The following is a 23,250-nucleotide window of genomic DNA, read 5'->3' as shown; positions in this document are numbered from 1 at the left end:
AACAGAACGGGCGTACAGGAAAAACTTCGCGTCCGGTAACAATGGACGAGATTTGTCATTTGACCGACACTGTCGGACAGGCAATGGGCCTCGCCGCGGACCGTGGGACAATCGAACGCGTGCTTCGCCATAATCCCGAAACGATCCGGGTCATGGAGGGTGAAGGCACCAACCCAACCGATCTGCTCGCTTATCTTCCCCTGACGGCGAAAGGACTCGATGCGCTCACCAACGGTCGCCTAGATCGGGCATCGCCTGACCTCACTCATCTTTGTTATGCAGGCGAACGTCCTGCCGCGCTCTATCTATGGTGCGTCCATGCACCTCGTAATTTCGTGTCAGTCATCGGCGCAATGACCGCTCATTTCTCTGAGATCGCACCCGAAGGCGTGCCGCTGTTTGCCAGCGCTGCAAATGCTCACGCGGCGCGCATCTTCGACAGGCTCGGTTTCAAAAAGGGGAGCGAAAGCTTTCCGCGCATCGCATCCGACATCCTTGTCGTGCTGCCGAACCCGTCCGACGACGACATAATCGCGACTGAACCAAAGACCAGCACAACCCGAGTTGGACGCACGATCGAAGACGTAATGCGCGTCTTTTCGATCCGCGCCGCCACTTATATGTCCGAACAATCCTGTCCTTACGACGAGGAGTTCGACGGCAACGACTTTTGTGCCGCACATATCATCGGCGAAATCGACGGCGAGCCTGCGGGATGTATTCGGATCCGGTTCTTTGCCGATTTCGTGAAGTTCGAACGCCTCGCCGTACGTCCCGAATTTCGCAATTCCAGCATGGCCTTCCGCCTTGTCCGTGCCGCGATCGAATATGCACGGCGCAAGGGATTTCACACGGTTTACGGCCATGCCCGCGCCGATCTCATCAGTTTCTGGCAGCGCTTTGGATTCAAGGCGATTGCCGATCGCCCGGCGTTCGCATTCTCCGGCGTACCCTATGTTGAAATGGCGGGCGAAATCCCGCGCACCAACCGGGCATTGCACATCGGCGACCCGCCGCTGCAACTTATCCGGCCAGAAGGACTGTGGGACGTGCCCGGACCGCTCGATGGCGGCCGCCTGCGCCGGGCAGCGGCGTGAGCCAAGACAGGCACAAATCCTTCATCAATGTGCCATCTGGCAATGACTTGGTTGATACCGGTGTTTTTGAGGCGATCCGAAGCGTAAAGAAAAACCCATCCTCCGCATGGCCCGCAGCACCGATCGAAGTAGCGCGCACCTTGTACCGAAACCGCCGCGCACGAAACCGGCATTTCGACGACAGCCTGTTCGCCGAGCCGCGCTGGGACATATTGCTCGACCTGTTTATCGCAGAGGAAGAGGGTCGCTCGATCAGCGTATCGAGCGCCTGTATCGGCGCGGCGGTTCCCCACGCGACGGCGCTTCGCCACTTGGGGATGATGCAGCGTAACGGGCTAATCGAACGTCGGGCGCATCCGCGCGATGCGCGGTGCCAGCAGGTCAGGATTACTGCCAGTGCGGCAACGTCGATGCATGAATTGTTTGCCGATCTGGCCTGACTGAAGCCCGAGAGCGTCCCCGCGGCGCCCTTTCGCATTCGAAACGGGTCGCCTAAGCCGCCTCTGATGACCTTCAAAATTCCTGCCGCAACGCTCGTTGTTTTTCGCCGTCACGCGGGGCGCACCGAACTGTTGTTCGTCGAACGGGCTGGAACCATGAGTTTCGCGGCTGGGGCAATTGTCTTTCCGGGCGGCCGGGTCGATCCCGGCGACCGGATGCTGGCACAGCGTTTCCCTGACCTCGACGCGGACGACGCCGCCGCGAGGGTCGCTGCGATCCGCGAGACGGTTGAGGAGGCGGGAACCGCGATCGGACTGAGCGGACCAGTTGATGCCGCAACCGTGGCAAAATTGCGGGTTCATCTAAATGACGGGATTGTATTTGCCGACGCGCTCGCTGCGCTCCATCTCGAAATCCGGCCCGAATTGCTTGTCCCGTTTTCTCGCTGGTGCCCGCACGCGCCCGAACGGCGAACCTTCGATACCCGATTTTATCTGGCTGAGGCGCCCGACGACCTGGTCATGGCGACAGTCGATCAGACTGAGAATGTTCGACTGTTCTGGTCCGCTGCCCAGGACGTAATCGACGACGCCGACGCGGGCCGCGTAAAGATAATTTTCCCGACACGCCGCAATCTTGAGCGACTGGCGCAGTTCGCCGGCTTTGTAGAGGCGCAGGCCGACGCCATCCGGTTTCCACCAGAGTTGATCGTGCCGCACGAGGAGGATCGCGACGGCGTGCGCTATCTCTGCATACCAGAGGATCGGGGCTATCCGGTCACTTCCGAACCAATGGAAAGTGCAATACGCGGTTAGTTCGGAAGCGCCGTTACATCGACCTTATCTACCCACTCGGGATAAAAGCCGGGTTCACGGTTCGACCAACCGGGAGCCGTTGCGGCCGCTTCGCTGATCGACTGCAACAGCGTTCGCCGCAGTTCCGGGTGAAGGTGCGGCATTGACGCCGCGGCACAGAAAGCCCCCGGCAACCATGGACGCGCGCTCGCCCCGATCAGCCGCTCATAAAGGAACCGATAGGCTCCAAAACTGTCGAGCCGTCCCTGTCCCAGATCGAACGCCGTCATCGTAACCAATGGCGCCATGAACGGTTCAATCCGGTCGAGGCCACTATCATCGGGAACAACCGCGCGGATATTATCCAGCCGCGAATAAACCCGCGACTGCGCCCGGATGCTGGCTGATTCAACAACGTCGCGCGACCACATACCGAGCGGATCACCCCGCCCCAGACCAATATCGAGAGAGCGGCGGATGTATCGCTGCGTGCCGCTGTTAAAAGCTGCAAACTCGCGAATTTCGGAAAGCGTCAACGCGCCGTCCGCATATTTTGCCCGTGCACTCATCAGACTGCCCCTTTGAAAACATGACCAACTCTCATCGCAGAATGCTCCTCGATGGTTAGCGAGAGCTTAACGCAATGATTAAAATACATGGCATCATATTATATGGTGCAGTGCAACATATAATTTAGTGGGCCAACTCGGTTCACCGCATTGCTAAAATCTCGTGGGCGGACATGATGGTCAACATGAAGATACTCGGCGCCATCATCGCCGGCGGCCAGTCCCGCCGCTTCGGCAGTGACAAGGCCATGGCAGTTTATGACGGTCGACGCCTCATCGATATCGTAGCGGAGGGAATCCGCGCCCAGGTCGACGCGACCGTTGTCTGCGGCCGCGCGTTACCGGGGTTCGAAACACTCAACGACCGCCCGGTCCCCAACCTCGGCCCTTTGGGTGGCCTCTGCACTGCACTTCATCACGCGAACCTCAACGGTTACGATGCAGTCCTTTCGGTCCCCGCCGACGTGCTCCCACTGCCCGACCAACTCGTTACTTGGCTCGCCGCAGCCTCCGAAGGCAATACGCGAGCAACGGTCGTCAACGGACAGCATCTACTGGGGTTGTGGCCCGCGACCCTCGCAAGCCATCTGGATCGACATCTCGCCGCAGACAACAACCGGTCCTTGCGGGGCTGGATCATCACATCGAACGCCGTTGCGGTCGATCTTCCGGTGGCCTTCTACAATATCAATACACACCAGGATCTTGAGCAATTGAGGTCTCGGGTAAAATAGCCACGGCATTGGCAGGCGTTCACATGATCCCTATCTGAGCGGTCCAAGGAGACACCCGTTGAAACAACGTTCGGTCCGCATTGCTACCCTGATTACCGCGCCCCTTCTGCTTGCCAGTCTGGCCGCGACACCAGCCGACGCACGTCGCGGCGGAAGCTTTGGCAGCCGGGGATCTCGCACTTACGACGCCCCACGGCCGACCAATGGATCGAGTGCTTATGTCCCGCCCATTCAGCGATCGATGACGCCGCGCTCTGCAGCCACCGACCGTAACGCCTATAATCCCAGTGCTGGCGCACAATCGTCCGCTGCGCCACGTAGTCGTTTTGGCGGCTTCGGTGGCGGCCTTATCGGCGGATTGGTCGCGGGAGGGCTGATCGGGCATTTCATGGGCAATGGCGGCGGCTGGGGTGCGGGTGGCGGCAGTGGTGGAGGATTCCTGATCTCATTGATCCAGATAGCCGTCCTTGGATGGCTGGTTTGGATGGCGATCGGCTTCTTCCGTCGCCGGCGCGCAGTCTCTGGCCCGCAATCGGAGCCGGGTTATTCAGGACAGAGTGCATTTCAAGCCGCGCCAAACGCTGGCCCATGGGCAGGCGCGCAACAACCCCAATCGCTACCGCCCGTTCAGGAGAGCGTCGATATCGCATTGACCCAGACCGATCAAAACATGTTCGAACAGTTGCTCATCAACGTGCAGGATGCATTCGGGCGTGAGGATTATGGTCGTTTGCGCGAGCTGACCACGCCTGAGATCATGTCATATCTCGCCGAGGAACTGAGCGAAAACGCGACCCAGAATAGGCGGAACGAGGTGAGCGGCACGCGACTACTCGACGCGGAAGTCGTGGAAGCATGGGAAGAAGCAAGCGGCGACTACGCAACGATCGCCCTTCACTACAAAGGCATAGATTTGATGCGCGACCGCACTACAGGAACGATCGTCGCCGGTTCGGCCAGCACGGCAACCGAGACGAACGAGTTATGGACATTCTTCCGCGATGGCAGCGGCGTGTGGAAACTTTCCGCAATTCAGGAAAGCTGAGGCGTGTGGCGCAGGCGGCCCGGCGGGCCTGTCTCGCGCAGGGATGTTCAACTAAGGGTATCGAGGACTGGTCGCGAAGCAAGAGCGACCTCCCATTCATGGTTGCCTGTATCACCGATCGTGGTCAATTCGGGTATATTCCGCATCGATCTCTGCGGGGGGGTCCATGAAGCTGTCCCATGGCAGTTCTTTGTGTAATTGCTGCGACCACCGCTCCAACCACTCGATACCGTCAGCACCGACATACGGATCGACGATCCTGTAAGCGGGGTCGCTCATGGCTTTTTCGAGCGTGACGGGTCGCAGCCGGTTCTTCTTGAACAGCGCAGCGAGATCATCAATGCAATCGGCATTGAGGCGCGTGTCGTGCAGAAGCATGACAAACGACATATCCCGACCCAGCAACTGATGACCGGCCCTTTGATACCAGGGGACAATCTTTGCCGTATAGGCCAGATAAGATGCTTTAATGCGTCGGATGCGTGCTTTGTCGTGACGGGCAATGGCATCGTCATAGGGTTCTGAAAACAGCCAGTCAGAGTTCTCCATCGTCACTGGCGCAATCCGATAGCCGTGTGCAGCCAGCCAATTATTGATCTTCAGCTTGGTCGCGAGCGGCATACCGGTTTCTAGATAAGGATGACGAAACCAGCGCAAGTCGCGATGACGAGCGGCAAGCATCGGTCGCGTTACCTGTTCGCCGCGCGCAATATCCCGAATATAGCCGTCAGCAAGGAGCTTGTTCGGCGATTCATGGGAAAAGGTGTGATTGCCAAGGTTCATCCCGGCATCGAGCCACTGACGCAAAATGTCGATCTGGGCTGCTCGTTCGAGGTCATCGAACTTCCCTTCGTTGACGAAACCGATCGCTGGAAGATGATGCCGCCGCAGTCCACGCAACAGAATCTTGTTTGTGTAATCGGCATATGATTGCGCATGAAGCAGAGTCATGATCGGAAGATCGTCAAACGTGAGCGCAACGGTGTCGCCCGCAGCCTGCGCCGGAACGGAAGCGAGCAACGCCAAAGCTGCCAGTACATATCGCCGCAATTTCATTCCCCCCGGAAAACTCAGACCGTCAGGTGCCGTATCGCGTGCGCGTGGGTTTGCGAAGGCCCAGGACATTTTGACGTCCAAACCTGTCGACGGGATATCTCGTCAGGCCAGCCACGTTCAGTCATGCGGGCCTCTCAGAACTGGCCATGAACACGAACAGCGAAGATATTGACTGGGCCACGATCACGATTGTAACCGGGATTCGCGATATGTTGATAGTCGAGAGTAAAGTCAGCCAGCTTCACCGGCTTCCAGCGATAATAGATTTCAACAATCTGTTCGGTGCCGGGGTTGGGCAATAATCCGTCGCCGACGAGCAGGCCAATGCCACCAGCCGCGAGATAGCGCTTATGCGCGTCAGATATGCCATTGACGACGGCAGCAATTCCGATTGTGTCGGTTTCGCGACCCCATCCTTTGCCGGTGATTGCCGCACCCGCTTCGATCGTACGGTCGATATCGGTGAAATCATATGGTTCCACTGAGCCGTCCGCATAGCCAGCACGCAGGAACAAGCCGACATCATCACTGATCGCCTGTTCGACGTTTAGATGAACGCCGGCGCGTGATTTTCGGCTTCTGACCAAAGCTGTATCGGGGATCGAGTTGGTTTGAGCCGCAAGGGTCAAGGCATCATCGAACCGACCGAACCGACCGCTATTACGGAAAACGGTAACGCGTACCGCGCCATCCCGACCGGCGATCTTGTGACAATGTTCGACCTCGCCATCGATCTGGCGCTGGCTAAATCCGGTTTCAAGCGCCTCTCCGTTCGGAACTTTGGACAAGTTGAATACGCCCACCCGAAACGTCCACGCGCTCTGAGTCCATTCGGCCGCGACACCACTACTGTAACCCCAGGCGTCGGCAGCATAGTCGAACGTCCCGGCATCGACGACCGCCCAATTTAGAAAGTCGCCGCGCGGATCATGAGCATAACGATTGGTGTCGAACACGTCACCGACGGCGAACTTTCCGACGGTCAAAACGATATGGTTGGATGCACGGGTACCGCCGAATTGATTGGCGATACCTTCGACATTTTCCTGATCACCGCCAAGCTCGACTGTTTGCCTGACGAACGCTCGCTGAAGGCGGAAATAGGGAGCCTTCTTACCGATTTTATACGCCTCGGCACTCGGAAAACCCGCCGCGCCGAGCGTATTGGATAAGCCAAAGCCTTGATCGATCTCCGGGTTCGCCCAAATTTCAGCGCCGTTCCATAGCCGCGCACCCAAGTACAACGTTGCGTCGATGGTTTCCTTACGCTGATGTGGGGTCAGGCTGTTCGGCCCCTCGTAAGGCGACGGAAAACCCGGTGCCCCCTGAATTACGAAAGTTGCCTGTCCATGCACGGCAAACGGCCCGTCTTCGGCCGTTTTGACATCAGCAGTCGGGGTACCGTCGGCGTGCGCGATATCGGCAAACGTCAACGGACTGAACGCTATGCACACCAGTGCAACTTTCCAGCTGAAGCGATGAAAGTTCATTATCTGCAACTTTTAACGAGAACTGCGACAACCGATTTCCGCGATAGTTAGGTGACTAAAGTGACGGTTGTATAACAACGCCCACAGCTAGTTGGCAGCTCCCGGCCATCCGCTAGGATCAAACGTAAAATTCGTCAACACGGCGTCTCAGATCAGTCCCAGATCGACAGGCGCTGCTTTGGGGAACACCGTCGTCAAACGATCATTACTGATACCATATTGACGCGCGACTATTCCACCGAGGAGAGCGCGATAATCGGTCAAGACCGGCAAATCCCGGCCCTGGTTGAGCGTCGATCGAGATAGTTTAATCTGCGGCCCAACCATCCTGCCGCCGCACACACCGCCGCCCATCACCCAATAGATACTTCCGTGGCCGTGGTCCGTGCCCTTGTCGCCATTCTCGTGAAAAGTACGGCCAAATTCGGAGATGACCACGACGGTCGTATTCTGCCAGGCATCGGGACCGATCTCGTCGGCATAGCCGACCAACCCTCGGCCAAGTTCGCCGATCCGATTAGCAAGGTAGCCCTGCCCTCCCCCTGATTGACGTGGGTGTCCCAGCCGCCCACATCAACGAACGCAAGGCTAAACTGGTCGCGCATGAGCCGACCAATCCGACGCGCCGATAGTTCAAACCCCTTGGTGCTGACTGCGCCACGCCCGGCTTCTTTCATTTCATCGTCGATGGTTTTGAAAACTGTCTCACGAACCTGAAACCCTTCATCGACCGAATTGCCCAGATCGATCTTGCCGATGCGGTCGCCACGATACATCGACCGGATCAGGCCGGCGTTACGCTGGTCAATCGCAGGCTTGCTCCCGACAGAGTTCAGGGCGACGTTTGGAATGGATGGTCCCCCGCGAAAACAAAGTGGCACCTGATCGGTGAACGATATTGGCGCACCATGACCGAGGATCCCGACAAGACGGGCCATGAAGCCTGAGCCATAATCGCGGTGGCCGCCGATGGGCTGGCCCAGTTCGATGGTATCCTGTGTTTCAAAATGGCTACGGCTCATATCGTCAGTGCCGGCGAACGGCACGAACGCAATCTGGCGCTTCGCCCATAATGGATAGATCGATTCTCGAAGTGCAGGGTGCAAACTCCAGTCTGCGTCCAGCGGCAGCGGTGCATTGGGATCTGCCGCATCAGGCCGCCCAAGCCCAATGGTAGGCCGAGCTTCATGGTAGAAGTCGCTACCGGTCGGAGCGATGATGTCGGCCGCATCATAGGCGCCGCGAAGGAACACGACGAGCAAACGGCTTTTAGCCGCGGGCACAGCAAAGGCGCGTCCGGCAATGATAAGCGGCGCGGTTAAGGCGGTGGCTTTCAATATGTCACGACGGCTGATGTGCATGATTGATCTCCGAAGTCAGCGACGCATGAAATCAGGGGATGACAGAAACAGCGCGTTCCATTCCTGTGGGGAAGTCGATTGTGCGAGAACAGCCTTGGTCGGCAGTCGCAAAGTGTCTGCAATACCGGCATAATAAAGAGCGTTCTGAAGCTGCGGAAATGCTGGCTGATCGACGGCGCCCGGCTCCGATGACTTGAACAGCCCCGATGAGCCAGCACCGACCTGTCGGGCAATCTCAAAGCGGACAGACATCTGTCCAGGCCCTGTCCAGGCTGCGGATGCGAGCGAATATCCGTCGGGTGTTTCGTGGGCGTAGAGTCCTTCGCCCATCCGTTGCATCCAATTGATGATCGGCTGCGAATTCAGGATGACGCGATCTCCATACGCCATTCGAACGGCGGACGTGACGTAGTGGATCGGGTCCTTGAACACATGACCAAGCGACGCTGTGAACTCCGGCGACCGAAACATCACACCCAGCACTTGGGGAATATTCCCATCGCTGCTGCGCCACGCAGATGTCATACGATCGATCACTGCTGGAGGTGGCGCATCGCCCATGAAATATGTCGCCAGTTGCTCTGATACATGGTGAGCGGTTGCGGGCGATCGTGCGATAAGATCGAGCGCCTGTTCGACTTCCCGATACCCGGACCCTTTGATTTCATGCCCGAGAAATTGCTTGTCGCCGAAATCGTGACGTGCCGGATTAAATTCGAATAGGCCAGCGCGGATGAAAAGCGGTTGCCATTGTGGTTTTAGTTTAGGTGATTCTGGCTTCAGATCGACTCCTACTCCGGTCAGAATCCGTGCAAGTTCCTGAACATCTTTCTGACTGTAGCCGGACCCCACGCCCATGGAATGCAGTTCCATAAGTTCGCGCGCGTAATTCTCGTTGATATGGCCAGCTGCATTCTGGTCATTGTCGAGATAGCGCAGCATGGCCGGATGCCGGAGCGTTGCCTCCAGAAGATCACGAAATTTGCCAAGGGCGTGGGCACGAATCGCCTGATCCTCATAGTCACCGACCATGGCGCGAATATCCCGCTTTTGAGCCTGAACATTAAAATGATTGAACCAAAACCATGTGAGTTGTTCACGAAGCTGGTCGGACGCATACAAGTCGCGCAAAATCGACCGAGTCGCCGCTTCATTGGCAAGCGTATTCATCGACTGCTGAAATGCCTGCTTTGCCGCCTTTTTTTGATCCGGATCGCCAATGGCATTGGCCGCCCGGTTTTGCGCATCCTCTTCAACTACCAGCGCCGCCATCGGCTCATTCGATATACGCATCCGCGCGATTTGTTGGAGCGCTGCCGGCGGTAGCGTGTCGTTGGCGCTAGGCTGATTCACAAGCCCATGGTCATCACTTGCAGACCAGTTCGAGGACACGCCCCATGTCAGTCGGTTCGACCAAGCCATGCTCTCCGATGCCGGTCGATGAGCCGATGCGGGCGCAACTGGCATCGCTGTGCCGAGTAAAGTTGCAGCAAAAAGAAAGGGGGTCGTCACCGATCGCACGATCGTCGTCTCCTTGTGGATACAATCCTCCAATCATGCGCCTTAACCCAGGGTTGCTGACGCCGAGAGCAAGAAGCGCTAAAATCGCTGCAACCCAGCCAGCGAACGCTTGACAGACATGCTCATCAAGTTCAGCGGCGCTTAACGCTATCCTCGTAGCGGGAGATAGTAAAACCCTCTTTCTCCACGTCCAGCAACCTAATCAGCCAAGCATTCGCGCCTGCTTCCATCCCGGCCCCGATCATCAGGCATCGTGGTGGCTCGTACGACCGACCAGAGGTAGAAAGATGGCGATTTTTCCTGCAACGGTTGCGCGTGGGTGGCCCATCACCCGCTTTCTTCGGGTCAGGTCGGCACCCTCTTGGGCAGACCTCGTTACCTTTCTTTTACTCGCCGCTATTGCCGTCCTTATAGTTCACGGAGCTGGCGAAATCGGTCAACCGCTGGCCGCGCTCAAGACCACACCGGTCACACTCGATGTTGGCCGGCTGCCGGAATATGCGCTGCGAACGACACTGCGCATGTTTGCCGCGCTTGGCGCATCGCTCGTATTTACGTTTGTGTTTGCAACGTTAGCTGCAAAGAACCGTAAAGCCGAGATGATCATCGTGCCTGCGCTCGACATTCTACAGTCGGTGCCGGTGCTCGGGTTCCTGACCTTCACTGTCACGTTCTTCATGAACCTCTTCCCCGGTCGCCAGCTTGGTGTCGAGTTGGCCAGCATCTTTGCGGTTTTCACCGCTCAAGCGTGGAACATGGCGTTCAGTTTCTATCAGTCGCTACGGTCGGTCCCCGGCGACCTTGACGAAGTCAGCCGCCAGTTCGGCTTTTCAGCGTGGCGCAGATTTGTGCGGCTTGATCTGCCGTTCGCGACGCCAGGCCTCGTCTGGAACATGATGATGTCGATGTCGGGCGCGTGGTTTTTCGTCGTCGCTTCAGAAGCGATTACCGTCGGCAATACCACTGTGACACTGCCAGGAATTGGGTCCTGGCTCGCGCTTGCCATTGCGGGGCAGGATCTGCAGGCCGTCGCGATCGGCGTCGGTGCGATGGCCGTCGTCATTCTGCTGTACGATCAGTTGATGTTTCGCCCCATCGTCGCATGGGCAGACAAATTCCGTTTCGAACAAACCAAGTCACAGGACGCTCCACGGTCGTGGGTTTATGACCTCATTCGGCGGACGCGCTGGCTGCGCGCAGCCAGCAAGTCGCTCGCGTGGCCATTTACAATGCTCGCTCGCATCGATTGGACACCTCCGCGCCCCCTGTGCTGCGACTTGGACGCGAAGCCAACCGTTTCATCGATGGACTGTGGCTCATGCTGATCTCTGCAGCCGTTGGCTGGGCAGTTTTCATCCTTGGTCGGTTTGTCAGCGAATCGCTTAGCTGGAGCGATGTCGGGACGGTCACCGGATTTGCGTTGGTAACGCTGCTGCGGGTCGTCGTGATGATCATCATCGCGAGCCTCATATGGGTACCGATCGGGGTATGGATCGGCCTGCGACCGATATGGGCCGAACGGCTCCAGCCAATCGCACAGTTCCTAGCCGCTTTTCCGGCGAACGTGTTATTTCCGTTCGCCGTCGTGATGATCATTCGCTTCCGCCTCGACCCGAACATATGGCTGTCGCCACTGATCATTCTGGGCACCCAATGGTATATTTTGTTCAATGTAATTGCGGGTGCCAGCGCGATATCAACCGACCTCAAAGAAGCTGCACGAATCTTCAATGTGCGCGGTTGGCAATGGTGGCGGCAACTCGCCCTACCCGGTATCTTTCCATATTATATCACGGGCGCGCTGACCGCCTCTGGTGGGTCATGGAATGCAAGCATCGTCGCCGAAGCGGTCAGTTGGGGAAACGAGCATCTGGAGGCGACGGGTCTCGGCTCGTTCATCGCTCGGGCGACAGCAGCAGGCGACACAGCCAGCGTCGCACTCGGTGTCGCCGTCATGTCGGTATTCGTGACCGTATTGAACCGAACCGTTTGGCGTCCCCTATATCGCTATTCCGAACGCCGCCTGCGGCTCGACTGAGAGAAAAGATATGACCGCAATACAGGATCATCCACTCGTCGAAGTCCGCAACGTACGGCATTTCTATGGCAAGGCAGGGGAGAATAACCTCCTGGTGCTGGACGATGTCGACCTGACGTTGTTCGACAACGAGATTGTCGGCCTGCTCGGGCGATCCGGGTCAGGTAAATCGACCCTGCTTCGATCCATTGCGGGCCTGATTACCCCAACTGGCGGAAGCGTTACGTTTCCCCATGCCGACAGTTCGGTCAGTATGGTGTTTCAGAGCTTTGCGCTGTTTCCGTGGCTGACTGTGCAGCAGAACGTCGAAGTCGGCCTTGAAGCCAAGCGGGTTGCACCAGCTACCCGTCGCAAACGTGCACTGGCGGCCATCGACATGATCGGTCTTGATGGCTTTGAAAACGCTTATCCAAAGGAATTGTCGGGCGGCATGAGGCAGCGGGTGGGCCTCGCCCGCGCCCTCGTCGTTGATCCTTCGATCCTGCTGATGGACGAGCCTTTTTCCGCGCTCGACGTGCTGACAGCAGAGACGCTGCGAACCGACCTGCTTGATCTTTGGTCAGAGGGTCGGATGCCCATCAAGTCGATCCTCATGGTGACGCACAACATCGAAGAAGCTGTGTTGATGTGCGACCGCATCCTTGTCTTTTCATCAAACCCCGGGCGGGTGGTTGCTGAGATCAAGGTCGATCTGCCGCAGCCGCGCAACCGGCAGGAACCTGCCTTCCGTGCGTTGGTAGAGGCCATTTACGTGCGGATGACGCAACGCGCAGCTCCCGGTGAACCGCGAGAGGGACTATTTCCCGGAACCGGTATCGGGATGGTCCTGCCCCGCGTTTCGACCAACACGCTTGCGGGCCTGATGGAAGCAGTGGTTGGCGCACCGCACAACGGTAAGGCCGACCTGCCCCAACTCGCACGCGAGTTGCAGTATGAGGCAGATGAGCTGTTTCCGATTGCTGAAGTGCTGCAATTGCTGCGGTTCGCCGAATTGGAAGGCGGCGATCTGAAACTCTTGCCGCCGGCTTTTCGCTATGCCGGTGCCGAGGTCGATCAACGAAAGCATCTTTTTGCACAGCAGTTGCAGAATTACGTGCCGATCGTGACTCACATTCGTCGTGTTCTCGACGACCGTGCCACGCATCAGGCCCCCGCGCGCCGCTTTCGCGACGAACTCGAGGATTTCATGTCGGAGGATTATGCCGACCAGACTCTACGCTCGGTCATTCAATGGGGACGCTACGCCGAAGTCTTCGCCTATGATGAGAATGCAGACCTGTTCAGCCTGGATAATCCAGCGTGAGCCGCTTCCGGAAGCAGTCGCTCGCTGCCTGAGGAGCAGCGAGTTCGGAGAGCGCTAGCGCGGCCTCAACCGGCGCATCCAAACAGCGGGTATTGATCAACGGACTGTCCACTTCCGAGGAACAATCCATCGAAAGCGGACATGCCAAGCCAGCTACGACTCCCAGGCCACAATCGACACTGGAAAATGGAAGTGGATCCCGTCACCAACATGCCTGGCGTCCACGCCAATCTGGTCTGCGCCACTAGCAATATCGGTATCGAACATAGTGATCAGAGCTGGCATGTCTTCGGCGTCTGCAAGCGTATCGAGGCAAGCCTCAAGCCGATAGCCATCGACGAGAATCTCGCGCAACTCGGCATCCGCCCCGATTCGCCGCAACTGTTCGAGCGTGAGTGCGCTGGTATGCGAAGCATCACGCAGCCGTTCCATTTCATCATAAGCCGATTGCGTATCGGGTGACGGCGTAGCATCAATGACAACTATTCGGCCTCCTTCCCGGCAAACTCGTTTCATCTCCAACAGCGAAGCGGCGGGATTGCGCATGTGATGGAAGCTGTAACGCGTGGTCACGCAGTCGAAGCTACCATCCTCAAATGGGAGTGCCATCGCATCGCCAACATACCATTTTAGATTTTTAAGACTTGTGGCCGCCTCTCGTGCCTGAGCCTGAGCGATCATCGCCGGCGTGATATCGATGCCGCTTACGTGGCAAGCATGCTGCGCCAGCGTGCAGGCGAGAATACCGGGACCACAGGCCACGTCGAGGATGTTCATGTCCGGCGTCGGCGCGCAAGCGGCAATCGTCAACGCCATTGCAGACGTCTCGGCATGGATCGGCAGGTCCGCAAAGGGTTTCGCCCAACGAGTGAATTGGTCAACGACCCGCTGATTGTGTTCGCTCATGGTCATGTCGCTCTCCTTGTTGCTCGAGCAAGGGATAGCGGGTCTGCCTATGGCCGGCTAACGACTACCGGTCTTTCATCAACGGATATCGGCCATGAGATCTCTCAGTAGCGAAGAAACCCGCGACGCCTTGGAATCTTATGGTCTCCAGCGGCCCACCGGCATCGGTTTTGCATTTATCGATGGCGCGTCGAACACGTTCTACGATTGGCACACGCACGACTATCACCAACTGATCTTCGCCATGGACGGCCCCACTCAAATCGAAACCGCGCACGGGCGCCATGTGCTACCAACTGGCCGGGCTGCCTGGATACCCGCCGGAGCGCGTCATCGGACGCTCATCTCAGACGCGACGGGGGCGTCACTCTATTTTTCGCCCAACGTCGTGCCCGACAATTCCGGACGCGTGCGGATCCTCGTCGCGAGTCCGCTGATGCGAGAGATGATCCTGCACGCAACCCGCTGGCCACTTGGTACCAGCGAAACCAACCCCCTTGCCGCCAGCTTTCTGCAAACGCTTGCTCTTCTGTGTGGCGAATGGCTGGAAGCCGAACTGCCACTATATCTTCCGAGTGCGGATCATCCGGCAATCCTGCGCGCGATGGACTATGCCGTTGCCGATCTCGCTGGCGCGACTCAATCGGGCGCGATCGCCGCCGCTGGCATGTCCGAACGATCCTTCCGACGCTCTTTCGCAAAAGAAGCGAGCATGGGCTGGCAGATGTGGCTTAGTCAGGCGCGCATCATGATGGCAATGGGGCTGCTGAGCGATGGTCGCCGGGTGACGGCCGTAGCTGCGGATGTCGGATATGCCTCGCTCAGCGCGTTTGCACATGTCTTTGCAAAACTCGTCGGCGAAGCACCATCAAGCTTTCGTCAACGACAGCTTAGGGTGTCGCAAAATGTCTGCCTCGAAAACGATGTTCTCCCACTTTAAATGGTAATCTCCGATCAGCATCGACTATTATCCAGAGGGTTTTGGGAAGGGCAGCTAACTTAACCAGCAATCGGTTTGGAAGAGTCCTGCAGTCGGCGAGCGCATGAATATTCTACGCAACAATGCGAGCCACCGCGACAAGTGTCGATATCCCCATGTTCGTCATCGATTCAATCAGTCAGTACGACAACGCAATCGATCGGGTACCGATCCGCCTAACAGCCTGTAACCCACGCCCGGTTCGGTCAGTATGAGGCGAGGGTCGCCGGGGTCTTCTTCGATCTTTTGTCGAAGTAATCCGATGTAAACTCGCAAATACTGTGTGTCAGCTGTCCCATCAGGCCAACCCGCTGCAAGAAGACGTTTGTGAGTGACGACCTGCCCAGCGCTTCTTGCCAAAGTAACGAGCAGATCGTGCTCTTTAGGAGAAAGCTTGACGGTTTGTCCGTCGATCGTGACTAGGGATGAAGCATAGTCGATTGCTAATGGGCCCGCCTGATAATTGTTGGTTTCGGCATTCATGGCCGAGCGCCTCCGAAACGAAGCACGGATACGCGCCATCAGTTCGCCGATTTCAAACGGCTTATCGACATAATCATCGGCTCCCTCGTCAAGGGCGGCGATCTTTTCGGATTCCTGATGGCGTGCCGAAATAACGATAATTGGGACATCGCGGCGTAATCGAAGCCGCTGAATGATTTTCTTTCCGTCCAGATCGGGCAACCCAAGATCGAGTAGTATCAGATCAGGTGCATAGGTATCATCGGCAACCAAAGCTGCGCGGCCGTTGATTGCAGTCGTCACACGGTAGCCGGCCGCACACAACACCGGTTCAAGCACCGCAAGCAAAGACGGTTCGTCATCGACTATAAGAATATGCCGGTTACTCATGCTGAAGGTTCAGCCAAAGGAAGTCGGATAACAATGCGGGTTCCGCGACCATTGATCCCGGGAATCTCTGCAAATATCTTACCCCCAAGAGCTTCAACAAAACCCCGAGCGATAGCAAGACCAAGGCCACTGCCATGTGGCGAAGCCTCTGCTCTAGACACGCGCACGAAGCGCTCGAAAACGCGATCCAGATCCCGCGCTGGGATGCCTTCACCTTCATCCGCTATGACCACCACACATGTGCTATCTTCCTCGATCGCGGACACTAGGATTTGTGTGTCGTCGTCGCTGTACAAGATTGCATTCTCCATCACATTGACAAGGACCAGCTCGAAAAGCGCGGCGTCGGCCAAAACTAGCAAATTGGCTTCGATCGCCGCCTTGACGATTTTTCGCGAGCCCGCACGCATCCTGACGCGGGAAATAACAGCGCCAATCATATCCGCAACGCCCAAAACCTGGGGATGCGTCGGACCCTGTCCCACTTCCAGTCGGCTCATTTCCAGCAAATTTGCAGTAAAGCGATTGAGGCGCTCGCACTCCTCGACAATCCCGCGAAGTAGTTTTGCGCTCGTCGTCGGATCGAGTTGATCACGAAATTCGATCAGGCTGGAGGCAGAGGCACTGATAGCCGTCAGCGGCGTCCTGAAATCATGGCTCACGGAGGAAAGGAGCGCAGTCTTGAGTTCTTCCGTACGCGCGGCGGCCCGGCGCTCGGCCAACCCGCGTGACAGCGCCGCTCTCTCAAGAGCGAGTGCCATGACATTGCCCAGCGCCGCAGAAAACTCTGGCGTGGGGTCATGCCCATCGACTCCTGCGACAACCATGACACCAAGCGGCCCATTGCTGCCGTTGAGACGTCGACCTGTGGCTGCACCTTCATGGACTTCGCCATGAATCAGCGCAAATCGCGCCATATCCAGCGAAGCCTCTATCTCAACCTCGCTCAGCGCTCTCAGTTCGCCATCGATCGCTTGAAAAAGGTCCATGGCTAACCCCAGTTTGACAGGGGCGGTCGAAGTTACAAATGCGGCAACATCTTCGATACGTACCGCCGACTGAAGCGCCTCGCTCGTCGCAAGCAAACCGGCAAGGTGGCCGTTACTCAATCGCGCCGCCCGCGCCTGATCGTTCAGACGTCCCGCCAGAACCCCGGTAATGACCGCGCAAAGATTAAAAACAAGTAGCGTGGCAACGTCGCTACCGCTGGCCAGTCTGAAGGTGAGTATCGGCTCGGCAAGATAGAAGTTGAAGAGCAGGAAGGCCGCTATCGATGCCAAAAGAGCCGCCGCCAAGCCACATAGCGCGCCCGCAAAAGTGATGCCCAAAACAAATATCAGGGCAGACGCGACTTCGCCCAACTCTGGCCGTGCGGCAATCCCCGCGCCCGATGATACCCCGACGATAAGAAGGGTAGCCAAAAATTCGCCGACGCTCAGATGGAGATTAAACCTGGAAAAAAGAGCTCGTTCGGATTTGATACCACCGATCACTGAGCCGTTCACATCAATTCTCTTTCTGGTCTGCAGCGGTGAACTCAGTCTGGGAGCGAGTAAACCCACCGCTGCAGTATGTGTCCAGCGACTGACCTCATTGTGCTTTGAGGCGTTCGGGCTTCGCTGAGCGGTGCCTTTTTGCAACCTTCGCTATACTCGGTCCATGCATATAAAAGCTATAATAACGCCCACCGATTTGCCGTCCTATCGACTCACAAAAGAGCAATAGGGGCAGTCAATGGCGCGCAAGTTCATAGTCGCGATTCTCGTCGCGAGCCTCGCAATTTCGGGGTGCACAAAAAAAACCACGCAAGGGGCAATCGGTATGCTCTCCCCTGTTGCACCAGCGGGGAATACGCCAATAGACGACACACACGATGCGCTAGCTCGACTTCAAAACGCATTAATTTCCGCTGCAGGTGCTGATCGGATTCTGTTCGACCTCGACTCCTCGGCTCTGTCAAATGAAGCAAGAGAAATCCTGACACGCCAAGCCGGTTGGTTGCGGCAAAACCCCTCCATTTCGTTCATGATAGAGGGCCATTGCGACGAGCGCGGAACGCGAAACTATAATCTTGCTCTTGGCGAACGACGTGCTGTCGCAGTTGCTAACTTCGTTGCAGGCCTCGGTATCTCGCCCGACAAACTGCGCACTATCTCATATGGAAAGGAAAGACCCGAAGCGACAGGGTCCGATGGCGAATCCTTTGCGCAGAATAGACGCGCCGTGAGCGTTGTTCTCGCCCCCGAGGGCTTTTGAGATGTTAAAATGGAGACTCATCTCGATATCCGTCTTATGCATGGGAGGCACGGGACTAAACGGATGCGGAAAGTCGTCTGATGGCATCCCTTCCACGTCCTTTAATCGAAGCGCCGATTACGAAGATGTCACATCGGAAATTTCTTCCTTAGAGCCATTGGTCAAATTCAGTCGGCGTTACCTTTGCCAGGACGCACGGATCGTTCAGGTGAGCTTTATGGACGACGACATCTTGGCGGAACTGGCCACCAATAATAATACGGAGACCGTCGTGATGACGTCTGCCGAGCGCGGCGAGCCCTATGCCGGTCAGGGATATGTCCTCAGCGGGAACGGTGAGCAGGTAACATTTAAACGGCCTGGTCATATCTCGACCCAATGCAAGGCCAATTGAGAATAAAAGAGATAAACCGGCTAGGTTTCCCGCCACTGCGCAAACTCTGGTTTAACCCAGTTCAAGATACGCAAAGTTGCCGCCGGCGACCGTCTGCATCGTGATCTGGCGCTCGCCGCCTTGCAAAAGCCCTCGTCATGCGGCGTCCGTCCGAAGGACTCATCCATCATCGGACCGCGATAGCCAATATCGCTCTGTGGACTATCACGCCGAACCGCGGAGCATCGCCAAGCCCAAGATCAGGATAGCCAACGAGCGCCAGCAGCCTCCCCTTGCTGTCCAACAGTATTTGAATTGTCAGAGTTTGGAACCTTTGGAGCAAACAAGCAGATAGAAGCCTACGCCCTCGGTCATTTCGTAATCGCGGCGCGGATGCTGGCGTAACGGTCCTGAAGACCCTTGATGGCCATGAGTATCTCCTGTCTGGATGCAGGATTTAACCCCCAAAGATAATGACCGGCTCCCAATAATTCATGCCACTGGGAAGTTTGCTTGTCGAATGGAGACGAGTGATGCGGCGAGGTCGATTTACCGAGAATCAGATCATTGGTGTTGCGCAAGCATGAAGCTGGCGTGAAAGCTGCCGACCTTTGTTGCAAGTATGGGATCAGCGATGCGGCCTTTTACAGCCGGAAGTCGAAGTACGGCGGCCTGTAGGTGTCCGACCCCGTGCGGTTGCCGGCGCTCGAGGACGAGAGCCGATGCTGAACGTGTCGGCGTTGAAGGATCTGCTCGGAAAAACTGACCCTGTTTGCGGAACGCTACGCTGGGACAGAGACGCTAATGGCCGATCACGGCTTCTCGGAAGCGTCGCGCCTGCAGGCTGATCGGGGTCAACCGGTCGGCATGGCAATATGAGCCGCTACGCGGGGAGGACGACGCTGTGCGTTTGCGGATGCGCGAAATCGCCAACGAGCGACGCCGGTTCGGCTATCGCCGTCTGGCGATCCTCCTAAAGCGAGAGGGCAAAGTGATGAACCTGAAGAAGGTGTATCGATTATACCGTGAGGAGCGACTGACGGTGCGCAAACGTGGCTGGCGAAAGCGAGCGCTTGGCACGCGGGCACCGATGGCGATCCCGCAGGAGGCCAACCAGCGATGGAGCCTCGACTTTGTCAGTGATGCATTGATGCATTGGCCTGCGGCCGGCGGTTCCGAATGCTAAACGTCATTGACGGCTATAGCCGGGAATGTCTGGCCTGCATCGTCGATACATCGTTATCGGGTCGGCGGGTCGTTCGTGAGCTGGCAACGATCGCCGAACGTCGCGGACTGCCGTGTACGGTGGTCAGCGACAATGGGACCGAACTGACCAGTCACGCCGTTCTGGCCTGGTGCCAGGACACGGGCGTCGAGTGGCATTACATCGCACCCGGAAAGCCGCAGCAGAATGGCTTTGTGGAATCGTTCAATGGTCGCTTACGCGACGAGTGCCTGAACGAAACACCTGTTCCGATCGCTTGCTGCGGCGAGACGGATCATCGAGGCATGGCGGACGGACTACAACACCGTTCGTCCGCACAGCAGCCTTGGCGGGTTGGCACCCGCTGAGTTTACCAACCGCCCTCGCCAGGGGCATGGGGAAACCGAAGCTAATTTATCAGTGGCCTAAAAACAGGGAGCAGGTCAGCCCGAAAACTCGAAAAAGGCCCGGACCTGCTGGTCTGAGCCTGTGTAAGCGTTGGATATTGGGAATTTGGTTGGTTGCGGGAGTAGGATTTGAACCTACGACCTTCAGGTTATGAGCCTGACGAGCTACCGGGCTGCTCCATCCCGCGTCAACCGACGTGAAGTATGGTGCAATAACATGTGAATGGGTTCTTGAACAACGTGCACATATGATGCGCCAGCTACAAAGCCTGGCGACGTCCTACTCTTCCAACGCTTGAGCGGTAGTACCATCGGCGCTGTTCGGTTTCACGGCCGAGTTCGAGATGGGATCGGGTGGGTCACGAACGCTATGGCCACCAAGCTATGAAGCAGGCGCATTATACGTGTTGTGTTGTTCTTAAAATCGATGCCGTGCATTTAAGATGTTAGTCTTGACCAATTATAGGCGTTTCGATTGATTATCCATGCCGCAATGGAGCTCAACAGAGCTGTCATTGATGGCGGGACTCTCAAGCGCGAAAAGAGCAATTAGGACCAGTTAGCTCCATGCGTTACCGCACTTCCACATCTGGCCTATCAACGTGGTGGTCTTCCACGGCTCGATGAAATCTTATCTCGAGGGAGGCTTCCCGCTTAGATGCTTTCAGCGGTTATCCCGTCCATACATAGCTACCCTGCTGCACCGTTGGCACGATGACAGGTCCACCAGAGGTATGTTCAACCCGGTCCTCTCGTACTAGGGTCAACTCCTCTCAAATTTCGACGCCCACGGCAGATAGGGACCAAACTGTCTCGCGACGTTCTGAACCCAGCTCACGTACCACTTTAATTGGCGAACAGCCAAACCCTTGGGACCTGCTCCAGCCCCAGGATGTGATGAGCCGACATCGAGGTGCCAAACAACCCCGTCGATATGAGCTCTTGGGGGTTATCAGCCTGTTATCCCCGGCGTACCTTTTATCCGTTGAGCGATGGCCCTTCCACGAGGGACCACCGGATCACTATGACCGACTTTCGTCTCTGCTCGACTTGTCAGTCTCGCAGTCAGGCTGGCTTATGCCATTGCACTCTAACAGACGGTTTCCAACCGTCCTGAGCCAACCATCGCGCGCCTCCGTTACTCTTTAGGAGGCGACCGCCCCAGTCAAACTACCCGCCACAGAGGGTCCCAGCACCGGATAACGGTGCGTGGTTAGACATCAGAAAACAACAGGGTGGTATTTCACATTGTGGCTCCACATCGGCTGGCGCCAATGCTTCAAAGCCTCCCACCTATTCTACACAGTTCTTTCCTAATGCCACTCTGAAGCTGCAGTAAAGGTGCACGGGGTCTTTCCGTCTAACCGCGGGTAGCCCGCATCTTCACGGGCAATTCAATTTCGCTGAGCAGGTGTTGGAGACAGTGGGGAAGTCGTTACGCCATTCGTGCAGGTCGGAACTTACCCGACAAGGAATTTCGCTACCTTAGGACCGTTATAGTTACGGCCGCCGTTTACCTGGGCTTCATTTCGCAGCTTGCACCACTCCACTTAACCTTCAGGCACCGGGCAGGCGTCAGGCCCTATACGTCGTCTTGAAGCCGACTTAGCAGAGCCCTGTGTTTTTGCTAAACAGTCGCTACCCCCTGGCCTGTGCCCCCATGAGAGCTTGCGCTTACATGGGGCCTCCTTCTTCCGAAGGTACGGAGGCAATTTGCCGAGTTCCTTCAACACCCTTCTCTCAAGCGCCTTGGTATACTCTACCATCCCACCTGTGTCGGTTTCGGGTACGGTCTATATGGAGGGGCTATTTCCTGGAACCACTTCGAAGCTCACTCAATCCGATAAGAGTGAACAACACACGTGATCCGTCACACACCTCCAGGTTCTGGAATATTAACCAGATTCCCATCGACTACCCCTTCGGGCTCGTCTTAGGGGCCGACTCACCCTGCGCGGATTAGCCTTGCGCAGGAACCCTTGGGATTTCGGCGACAGGGCATCTCACCCTGTTTATCGCTACTCATGTCTGCATTCGCACTTCCGATACCTCCACGACCCATTACCAGATCGCTTCAACGGCTTACGGAACGCTCCGCTACCGCGTGATCAAAGATCACACCCTAAGCTTCGGTGGACGTCTTGAGCCCCGTTACATCTTCGCCGCAAGATCTCTTGATTAGACCAGTGAGCTGTTACGCTTTCTTTAAAGGATGGCTGCTTCTAAGCCAACCTCCTGGTTGTTTTGGAAATCTCACATGCTTTCCCACTTAGACGTCACTTGGGGACCTTAGCTGTAGGTCAGGGCTGTTTCCCTCTCGACTATGGACCTTAGCACCCACAGTCTGTCTCCCGGATAGTACTCGATGGTATTCGGAGTTTGGTTAGGTTTGGTAGAACTCGCGTCCCCCTAGCCCATCCAGTGCTCTACCCCCATCGGTATTCGTCCGAGGCACTACCTCAATAGTTTTCGCGGAGAACCAGCTATTTCCCGGCTTGATTGGCCTTTCACCCCTAAACACAACTCATCCGGTAACTTTTCAACGTTAATCGGTTCGGACCTCCAGTGCATGTTACTGCACCTTCATCCTGGTCATGCCTAGATCGCCGGGTTTCGGGTCTAATGCATCAAACTCAGTCGCCCTATTCAGACTCGCTTTCGCTGCGCCTACACCTAACGGCTTAAGCTTGCTTGATACATTAAGTCACAGACCCATTATACAAGAGGTACGCTGTCACCCCATAAAGAGGCTCCAACTGATTGTAGGTATTCCGTTTCAGGTACTGTTTCACTCCCCTAATCGGGGTGCTTTTCACCTTTCCCT

At 56.8% G+C, this 23,250-nt stretch carries 18 protein-coding genes, 1 tRNA gene, 2 rRNA genes and 2 pseudogenes (1 of these 23 cut by a window edge); 12 read left to right on the top strand and 11 right to left on the bottom strand.

All coding sequences use genetic code 11. The features are described 5' to 3' along the window. The first annotated feature begins 59 nt into the window (after window positions 1-59). The 3 genes from D3Y57_RS20440 to D3Y57_RS13600 all read left to right on the top strand — a co-directional run bounded on the left by D3Y57_RS20440 (window position 60) and on the right by D3Y57_RS13600 (window position 2,353). Window positions 60-1,097 carry a GNAT family N-acetyltransferase gene (locus tag D3Y57_RS20440; protein WP_205590058.1) on the top strand — a complete coding sequence of 346 codons (1,038 nt, stop codon included), beginning with the start codon at window positions 60-62 and terminating at the stop codon, window positions 1,095-1,097. Then, window positions 1,094-1,537, top strand: coding sequence for a MarR family winged helix-turn-helix transcriptional regulator (locus D3Y57_RS13605; RefSeq protein ID WP_162987120.1), 444 nt, complete (start codon window positions 1,094-1,096; stop codon window positions 1,535-1,537). Before D3Y57_RS20440 ends, D3Y57_RS13605 begins: the two co-directional genes overlap by 4 nt. 66 nt (window positions 1,538-1,603) lie before the next feature. Then, window positions 1,604-2,353 (top strand): NUDIX hydrolase, encoded by a 750-nt coding sequence (locus D3Y57_RS13600; RefSeq protein ID WP_121153441.1) that lies wholly within the window; start codon window positions 1,604-1,606, stop codon window positions 2,351-2,353. Here the strand turns inward: D3Y57_RS13600 and D3Y57_RS13595 are convergent. Beyond that, a complete protein-coding gene (locus tag D3Y57_RS13595; RefSeq protein ID WP_121153439.1) occupies window positions 2,350-2,901 on the bottom strand; it encodes a hypothetical protein in 552 nt (183 codons plus the stop codon). The two genes, D3Y57_RS13600 and D3Y57_RS13595, sit on opposite strands and share 4 nt — an antisense overlap. A gap of 185 nt (window positions 2,902-3,086) precedes the next feature. On the opposite strand from D3Y57_RS13595, the gene mobA reads away from it, so the two are divergent. Together mobA and D3Y57_RS13585 are read left to right on the top strand one after the other, a co-directional pair. After that, complete coding sequence (gene mobA, locus D3Y57_RS13590; RefSeq protein ID WP_121155924.1) at window positions 3,087-3,635, top strand: molybdenum cofactor guanylyltransferase; 549 nt, start codon at window positions 3,087-3,089, stop codon at window positions 3,633-3,635. A 58-nt stretch (window positions 3,636-3,693) separates the two neighbouring features. Beyond that, complete coding sequence (locus D3Y57_RS13585) at window positions 3,694-4,680, top strand: Tim44 domain-containing protein (RefSeq protein ID WP_121153437.1); 987 nt, start codon at window positions 3,694-3,696, stop codon at window positions 4,678-4,680. A gap of 111 nt (window positions 4,681-4,791) precedes the next feature. Here the strand turns inward: D3Y57_RS13585 and D3Y57_RS13580 are convergent, their stop codons facing one another. From D3Y57_RS13580 to D3Y57_RS13565, 4 genes and pseudogenes are all read right to left on the bottom strand, one after another. Beyond that, window positions 4,792-5,805 (bottom strand): polysaccharide deacetylase family protein, encoded by a 1,014-nt coding sequence (locus D3Y57_RS13580; protein WP_239025837.1) that lies wholly within the window; start codon window positions 5,803-5,805, stop codon window positions 4,792-4,794. Between the two features lie 65 nt (window positions 5,806-5,870). Beyond that, the gene (locus D3Y57_RS13575) at window positions 5,871-7,226 is read right to left on the bottom strand and encodes a carbohydrate porin (protein WP_121153433.1); all 1,356 of its coding nucleotides are present in this window, start codon (window positions 7,224-7,226) and stop codon (window positions 5,871-5,873) included. A gap of 147 nt (window positions 7,227-7,373) precedes the next feature. Next, window positions 7,374-8,587 (bottom strand): annotated as a pseudogene (locus D3Y57_RS13570) (DUF1501 domain-containing protein). 15 nt (window positions 8,588-8,602) lie between these two features. Next, complete coding sequence (locus tag D3Y57_RS13565; protein WP_239025836.1) at window positions 8,603-10,108, bottom strand: DUF1800 domain-containing protein; 1,506 nt, start codon at window positions 10,106-10,108, stop codon at window positions 8,603-8,605. A gap of 287 nt (window positions 10,109-10,395) precedes the next feature. On the opposite strand from D3Y57_RS13565, the gene D3Y57_RS21635 reads away from it, so the two are divergent. The 3 genes from D3Y57_RS21635 to D3Y57_RS13555 are packed head-to-tail and all read left to right on the top strand — an operon-like array spanning window position 10,396 to window position 13,449. Further along, complete coding sequence (locus D3Y57_RS21635) at window positions 10,396-11,433, top strand: ABC transporter permease subunit (protein ID WP_162987119.1); 1,038 nt, start codon at window positions 10,396-10,398, stop codon at window positions 11,431-11,433. Beyond that, window positions 11,427-12,146, top strand: coding sequence for an ABC transporter permease subunit (locus D3Y57_RS21630; protein WP_162987118.1), 720 nt, complete (start codon window positions 11,427-11,429; stop codon window positions 12,144-12,146). The genes D3Y57_RS21635 and D3Y57_RS21630 overlap by 7 nt, the downstream gene beginning before the upstream one ends. A gap of 10 nt (window positions 12,147-12,156) precedes the next feature. After that, the gene (locus D3Y57_RS13555) at window positions 12,157-13,449 is read left to right on the top strand and encodes an ABC transporter ATP-binding protein (protein ID WP_121153431.1); all 1,293 of its coding nucleotides are present in this window, start codon (window positions 12,157-12,159) and stop codon (window positions 13,447-13,449) included. A 153-nt stretch (window positions 13,450-13,602) separates the two neighbouring features. Here D3Y57_RS13555 and D3Y57_RS13550 read toward each other — a convergent pair whose 3' ends face one another. Next, window positions 13,603-14,361 carry a class I SAM-dependent methyltransferase gene (locus tag D3Y57_RS13550; RefSeq protein ID WP_239025835.1) on the bottom strand — a complete coding sequence of 253 codons (759 nt, stop codon included), beginning with the start codon at window positions 14,359-14,361 and terminating at the stop codon, window positions 13,603-13,605. Window positions 14,362-14,449: 88 nt separating this feature from the next. Between D3Y57_RS13550 and D3Y57_RS13545 the strand changes: the two genes are divergently transcribed. After that, the gene (locus D3Y57_RS13545) at window positions 14,450-15,295 is read left to right on the top strand and encodes an AraC family transcriptional regulator (protein WP_121153429.1); all 846 of its coding nucleotides are present in this window, start codon (window positions 14,450-14,452) and stop codon (window positions 15,293-15,295) included. A gap of 174 nt (window positions 15,296-15,469) precedes the next feature. Here the strand turns inward: D3Y57_RS13545 and D3Y57_RS13540 are convergent, their stop codons facing one another. Both D3Y57_RS13540 and D3Y57_RS13535 read right to left on the bottom strand, forming a co-directional pair. Next, window positions 15,470-16,186, bottom strand: a complete 717-nt coding sequence (locus D3Y57_RS13540) for a response regulator (protein ID WP_121153427.1) — start codon at window positions 16,184-16,186, stop codon at window positions 15,470-15,472. Then, window positions 16,183-17,607 carry a sensor histidine kinase gene (locus tag D3Y57_RS13535; protein WP_162987117.1) on the bottom strand — a complete coding sequence of 475 codons (1,425 nt, stop codon included), beginning with the start codon at window positions 17,605-17,607 and terminating at the stop codon, window positions 16,183-16,185. The genes D3Y57_RS13540 and D3Y57_RS13535 overlap by 4 nt, the downstream gene beginning before the upstream one ends. Window positions 17,608-17,920: 313 nt before the next feature. Here D3Y57_RS13535 and pal point away from each other — a divergent pair, with 313 nt between their 5' ends. From pal to D3Y57_RS21625, 3 genes and pseudogenes are all read left to right on the top strand, one after another. Beyond that, the gene (pal, locus tag D3Y57_RS13530; RefSeq protein WP_121153423.1) at window positions 17,921-18,442 is read left to right on the top strand and encodes a peptidoglycan-associated lipoprotein Pal; all 522 of its coding nucleotides are present in this window, start codon (window positions 17,921-17,923) and stop codon (window positions 18,440-18,442) included. A 217-nt stretch (window positions 18,443-18,659) separates the two neighbouring features. Beyond that, window positions 18,660-18,836 (top strand): hypothetical protein, encoded by a 177-nt coding sequence (locus tag D3Y57_RS13525; protein WP_162987116.1) that lies wholly within the window; start codon window positions 18,660-18,662, stop codon window positions 18,834-18,836. Window positions 18,837-19,348: 512 nt separating this feature from the next. After that, a pseudogene (locus D3Y57_RS21625) lies at window positions 19,349-20,448 on the top strand (IS3 family transposase). A gap of 89 nt (window positions 20,449-20,537) precedes the next feature. Here the strand turns inward: D3Y57_RS21625 and D3Y57_RS13515 are convergent. The 3 genes from D3Y57_RS13515 to D3Y57_RS13505 all read right to left on the bottom strand — a co-directional run. After that, window positions 20,538-20,614, bottom strand: a tRNA-Met gene (locus D3Y57_RS13515). A 79-nt stretch (window positions 20,615-20,693) separates the two neighbouring features. Then, window positions 20,694-20,808, bottom strand: a 5S ribosomal RNA gene (rrf, locus tag D3Y57_RS13510). Between the two features lie 147 nt (window positions 20,809-20,955). Next, a 23S ribosomal RNA gene (locus D3Y57_RS13505) occupies window positions 20,956-23,250 on the bottom strand (it continues 497 nt past the right edge of the window).

The organism is Sphingomonas paeninsulae, from assembly GCF_003660165.1.
GTDB classification, from domain to species: Bacteria; Pseudomonadota; Alphaproteobacteria; order Sphingomonadales; family Sphingomonadaceae; genus Sphingomonas_O; species Sphingomonas_O paeninsulae.
Note: the sequence above shows the minus strand (reverse complement) of the source record. Positions and strands in the feature narration are given on the sequence as shown.

Bases quoted from the DNA above. Each gene is read 5' to 3' on its own strand.
- D3Y57_RS13600 (WP_121153441.1), top strand. From the start codon at position 1,604: ATGACCTTCAAAATTCCTGCCGCAACGCTCGTTGTTTTTCGCCGTCAC.
- D3Y57_RS13595 (WP_121153439.1), bottom strand. From the start codon at position 2,901: ATGAGTGCACGGGCAAAATATGCGGACGGCGCGTTGACGCTTTCCGAA.
- mobA (WP_121155924.1), top strand. From the start codon at position 3,087: ATGAAGATACTCGGCGCCATCATCGCCGGCGGCCAGTCCCGCCGCTTC.
- D3Y57_RS13580 (WP_239025837.1), bottom strand. From the start codon at position 5,805: ATGTCCTGGGCCTTCGCAAACCCACGCGCACGCGATACGGCACCTGAC.
- D3Y57_RS13575 (WP_121153433.1), bottom strand. From the start codon at position 7,226: ATGAACTTTCATCGCTTCAGCTGGAAAGTTGCACTGGTGTGCATAGCG.
- D3Y57_RS21635 (WP_162987119.1), top strand. From the start codon at position 10,396: ATGGCGATTTTTCCTGCAACGGTTGCGCGTGGGTGGCCCATCACCCGC.
- D3Y57_RS21630 (WP_162987118.1), top strand. From the start codon at position 11,427: ATGCTGATCTCTGCAGCCGTTGGCTGGGCAGTTTTCATCCTTGGTCGG.
- D3Y57_RS13555 (WP_121153431.1), top strand. From the start codon at position 12,157: ATGACCGCAATACAGGATCATCCACTCGTCGAAGTCCGCAACGTACGG.
- D3Y57_RS13550 (WP_239025835.1), bottom strand. From the start codon at position 14,361: ATGACCATGAGCGAACACAATCAGCGGGTCGTTGACCAATTCACTCGT.
- D3Y57_RS13545 (WP_121153429.1), top strand. From the start codon at position 14,450: ATGAGATCTCTCAGTAGCGAAGAAACCCGCGACGCCTTGGAATCTTAT.
- D3Y57_RS13540 (WP_121153427.1), bottom strand. From the start codon at position 16,186: ATGAGTAACCGGCATATTCTTATAGTCGATGACGAACCGTCTTTGCTT.
- pal (WP_121153423.1), top strand. From the start codon at position 17,921: ATGGCGCGCAAGTTCATAGTCGCGATTCTCGTCGCGAGCCTCGCAATT.
- D3Y57_RS13525 (WP_162987116.1), top strand. From the start codon at position 18,660: ATGGACGACGACATCTTGGCGGAACTGGCCACCAATAATAATACGGAG.